The organism is Actinophytocola sp. (genome assembly GCF_049647105.1).
In the GTDB taxonomy this organism is placed as follows: Bacteria; Actinomycetota; Actinomycetes; order Mycobacteriales; family Pseudonocardiaceae; genus Actinophytocola.
Map to the genome: position 1 here is coordinate 1 of NZ_JBARWZ010000131.1, position 4,083 is coordinate 4,083.

The 4,083-nt window shown below is 68.6% G+C and carries 5 protein-coding genes; all 5 read left to right on the forward strand.

Translation table 11 applies throughout. The features are described from left to right. Positions 1–445 precede the first annotated feature (445 nt). From WBA97_RS15980 to WBA97_RS16000, 5 genes are read left to right on the forward strand one after another with little or no spacing between them, the layout of a single operon-like run. Positions 446–1,327: an ABC transporter ATP-binding protein gene (locus WBA97_RS15980; protein ID WP_424231606.1), complete on the forward strand. Its 882-nt coding sequence runs from the start codon at positions 446–448 to the stop codon at positions 1,325–1,327. After that, a complete protein-coding gene (locus WBA97_RS15985) occupies positions 1,324–2,163 on the forward strand; it encodes an ABC transporter permease (RefSeq protein ID WP_424231602.1) in 840 nt (279 codons plus the stop codon). Before WBA97_RS15980 ends, WBA97_RS15985 begins: the two co-directional genes overlap by 4 nt. Continuing rightward, on the forward strand, positions 2,160–2,417 hold the full coding sequence (locus WBA97_RS15990; RefSeq protein WP_424231603.1) for a helix-turn-helix transcriptional regulator: 258 nt from the start codon (positions 2,160–2,162) through the stop codon (positions 2,415–2,417). The genes WBA97_RS15985 and WBA97_RS15990 overlap by 4 nt, the downstream gene beginning before the upstream one ends. A 40-nt stretch (positions 2,418–2,457) precedes the next feature. Further along, positions 2,458–2,988 carry a methylated-DNA--[protein]-cysteine S-methyltransferase gene (locus WBA97_RS15995; RefSeq protein WP_424231604.1) on the forward strand — a complete coding sequence of 177 codons (531 nt, stop codon included), beginning with the start codon at positions 2,458–2,460 and terminating at the stop codon, positions 2,986–2,988. 14 nt (positions 2,989–3,002) lie between these two features. Beyond that, positions 3,003–3,836 carry a PaaX family transcriptional regulator C-terminal domain-containing protein gene (locus tag WBA97_RS16000; protein WP_424231605.1) on the forward strand — a complete coding sequence of 278 codons (834 nt, stop codon included), beginning with the start codon at positions 3,003–3,005 and terminating at the stop codon, positions 3,834–3,836. The last annotated feature ends 247 nt before the right edge of the window (positions 3,837–4,083 follow it).

Sequence of the window (4,083 nt, forward strand, 5' to 3'; positions counted from 1 at the left end):
ACTCGCAGGTCCCCAACCGTGGACTCGCGGGTCCCCAAACCCCAACTCGCAGGTCCCCAACCGTGGACTCGCGGGTCCCCAAACCCCAACTCGCGGGTCCCCAACCGTGGACTCGCGGGTCCCCAAACCCCAACTCGCGGGTTCCGAACCGTGGACTCGCGGGTCCCCAAACCCCAACTCGCAGGTCCCCAACCGTGGACTCGCGGGTTCCGAAGCCCCGACTCGCGGGTTCCGAACCGTGGACTCGCGGGGTTTGGAGGCTCGACTGTGGGGTGGGGTGAACGGGGTGGATAAGGTCTACGTCAAGGTGTAGTACTTCTGCTATCGTTTGTGGTAGGCGAATGATGGGAGGTGGACCGTGCCTGTGGTTGATCGCGCGGAGGCGCGGGCTAGGGGGACTCGGCCTGCGAACGGGGGGACCGTGCTCGATGTCCGCGACTTACGGATGCGGTACGGCACGAAGGATGTCCTGACCGGGGTGAACTTCACCGCACATCCGGGTGAGGTGGTGGCGTTGCTCGGGCCCAACGGCGCGGGCAAGACGACGACCATCGAGATTCTCGAGGGGTTCCGGATGCGCTCCGCTGGGGACGTGAGCGTGCTGGACATCGACCCGGCACACGGAGACGAGAACTGGCGGGCGCGGCTCGGAGTGGTGCTGCAGTCCTGGCGTGACCATGGCAAGTGGAAGGTCCGGGAGCTCCTGGCGCACCTTGGCCTCTACTACGCGCCGTACAGCACGGACCGCATCACGCGGCCGTGGGACGTCGACGAGCTGGTCGCCGCGGTCGGGCTCACCGAGCACGCCGACAAGAAGATCTCGCGCCTGTCCGGTGGGCAGCGCCGCAGGCTGGACGTCGCGATCGGCATCGTCGGGCGGCCGGAGCTGCTGTTCCTCGACGAGCCGACCGCCGGGTTCGACCCGGAGGCACGCAGGGAGTTCCACGACCTCGTGCACAAGCTGGCCGACGAGGAGACGACGATCCTGCTGACCACGCACGACCTGGACGAGGCGGAGAAGCTCGCCGACCGGATCCTGATCCTCGCGGGCGGCACGATCATCGCCGACGGCTCCGCCGACGAGCTGGCGCGGCGAATGTCGACCGAGGCCGAGGTGAAGTGGACGATCGAGGGGCAGCGGTTCGTGCACTCGACGACCGACGCGACCGAGTTCGTGCGGCAGCTGTTCCGCGACCACGACGACAAGGTGTCCGACCTGGAGGTGCGCCGCGCCAGCCTCGAGGACACCTACATGGCGATGGTGCGGCAGTTCGAGTCCGGCAGGCAGGAGGACGCGGTGCGCGAGTTCGAGGTGGTGACGCGATGACACCCACGTCAGCCGCGGTCCGCGCGGGGTTCGCCCGTGGCCGCACCGAGGTCCGCCAGACCCTCACCAACGGTCAGGACCTGTGGAACTACATCTTCCCCTCGATGGTCTTCCTGGTCGTCATGTTCTTCATGCGCGACGCGACCGTACCGGGCACGATGTTCTCGCTCGGCTCGCGCACGCTGCCGAGCGTCATCGGCATGGGCATCGCGTTCGGCGGGCTCGTCACGCTGATGATGACGCTCGCGGTCGAACGCGAGGACGGCACGCTGCTGCGCGCCAAGGCGGTGCCGAACGGCATGCTCGGCTACCTGATCGGCAAGATCGTGACGGTCTCCGGGATGACCGTGGTCGCCCAGCTGTTCGTGCTGATCCCGAGCCTGTTCATGCTCGACGGCATCTCGATGAACTGGTTCACGCTGATCTGGGTGGTCGCGATCGGGCTGGTCGCGACACTGCCGCTTGGCGCGGTCGCCGGTTCACTGTTCTCCAACACGCGCAACACCGGGATCATCATGCTGCCGGTGATGGGCCTGATCGCGATCTCCGGCATCTTCTACCCGATCAGCGCGATGCCGGAATGGGTGCAGGGTCTCGCGCAGGTCTTCCCGATCTACTGGCTGGGGCTCGGCATGCGCTCGGCGATGCTGCCGGAGAACCTGTCCGCGGTGGAGATCGGCGAGTCGTGGCGGCACCTGGAGACACTCGGCGTGCTTGGCGCGTGGGCGGTGGCGGGCCTGCTGGTGGCCCCTATGGTGTTGCGCAGAATGGCACGCCGCGAGTCCGGCTCGAGCGTTGCCGAGCGCCGGGAGAAGGCCATGCAGCGGGTGACATGACAGGCAAGAGCACGACCAACGAGACGATCTACAACCGGATCGCGATGCTCCGCGCCGAACGCGGGGTGTCGCGCCGGCAGCTGGCGGGCGCGCTAGGCGTGCACTACCAGACGGTCGGATATCTGGAGCGCGGCGAGTACAGCCCGTCGCTGTTCCTCGCGCTGCGGATCGCGGAGTACTTCGAGGTGGCGGTCGAGGTGGTGTTCTCCACCTCGCCGTTCCCCCGGCTCGGGGATACCGAACAGTCGGCCTAGCGCTGGCGTTCTCCGTCCACGTCGTGCGCATAATGGCCAGATGGTGGAATGCGCTGACACGGTCGCGTTCGGCAGCGTGCCGACGGAACTCGGTGACGTGCTGGCGGCGGTCACCACTGACGGTCTGGTGGCCACCGCCTTCACTGACTCGCCACACATCAGAGCCGCGATCTGTGCGCGGCTCGGTCTCGCGGAGGCGCCGACCCCCGCACGGACGGACGCGGTTCGCACGCAGCTGTCCCGGTATTTCGCCGGTGAGCTGCGGGAGTTCGACATCGACGTGGACTGGCGGCTGATGTCCGAAGCACAGCGCAGAGTGCTCGGCACGCTGTACTCGACCGTCCCGTACGGCAAGGTCGTCACGTACGGGGAGCTGGCCGCACGCAGCGGTTCAGGCATCCCGCCGCGCGGCATCGGGTCGATCATGGGGAGCAATCCGATCCCGATCGTCGTGCCGTGCCACCGGGTGGTCGCCGGGGATGGTCTCGGGGGATTCAGCGGCGGCACCGGCGTCGAGTCGAAACGGCGGTTGCTCACTCTCGAGGGATATCTTCCACCGACACTCTTCTGACGTGGGGAGCTTCCATGGGCGGGCCGGTGGTCAGCCGGCGCCGGGAGGTCAGCGGCGGCAGCGCGCGCTCACTTCTGACGACGCTGCTCGGCGAGTACGTGCTGCCATCGGACACTCCGGTGTGGACATCGACGCTGGTGGACGTGCTGGCGCTGTTCGATGTGGAGGAGAAGGCGGCCCGCCAGGCGCTGGCCCGCACTGCCGCGGAGGGCTGGCTGCGCTCCGACCGGGTCGGCAGGCGGGTGCGCTGGACACTGACCGAGCCGGGCCGCCGCCTGCTGGCCGAGGGCGCGTCCAGGATCTACGGCTTCGGCAGCGGCTCCCGCGAGTGGGACGGGCAGTGGCTGGTGGTGCTGGTGTCGGTGCCGGAGTCGATGCGCGACCTGCGGCACAAGCTGCGGACACGGCTGAGCTGGGCGGGTTTCGGCTCGCCGACGGCCGGGGTGTGGATCACCCCGCACCCGGCCGCCGAGGCGGACGCGAAGCTGATCCTCGACGAGCTGGACCTGTCGTCGCAGGCAATGTCTTTTTTGGCGAGCTACGGCGCGCTGGGTGCCGAACGGTCGATGGTGACGAGCGCGTGGGACCTCGCCGACGTCGGGGCGCGATACCAGCGGTTCATCGACGAGTTCGGCGACCTCGACCCCGCCACCTCGGACGAGGTGCTGCGCGCACAGACGATGCTGGTGCACGAGTGGCGACGGTTCCCGTTCCTCGACCCGCAGCTGCCGGGGGCGTTGCTGCCGCCGAAGTGGGCCGGGACCACGGCCACCGACCTGTTCGACGAGCTACACCTGCGGTGGCGGCGACCCGCGCGGGAACGCTGGTCGGAGCTGGCAGCTGAGTGAGGCCGCGATGTCCGACGGTCACGCGGCATCCGGTTCAGGTACCTCCGGAGCGAGGCCCCGCACCGATCCCGGAACCGGAGTGGAGTTCTCCTCTGCTTTCTCCTTGTCTCGCGTGGCCAGGTACGCCAACTTGGCCGCATGGCGGGCTTTCAACCCGAACTGACGGTGCTCCTCGAGAGCGGCGCGTGCCGCGGCCCGGGCGGCGCGGGCACGCGGCTCGTCCACGTGGTCGGCGGCGCTCATGGCG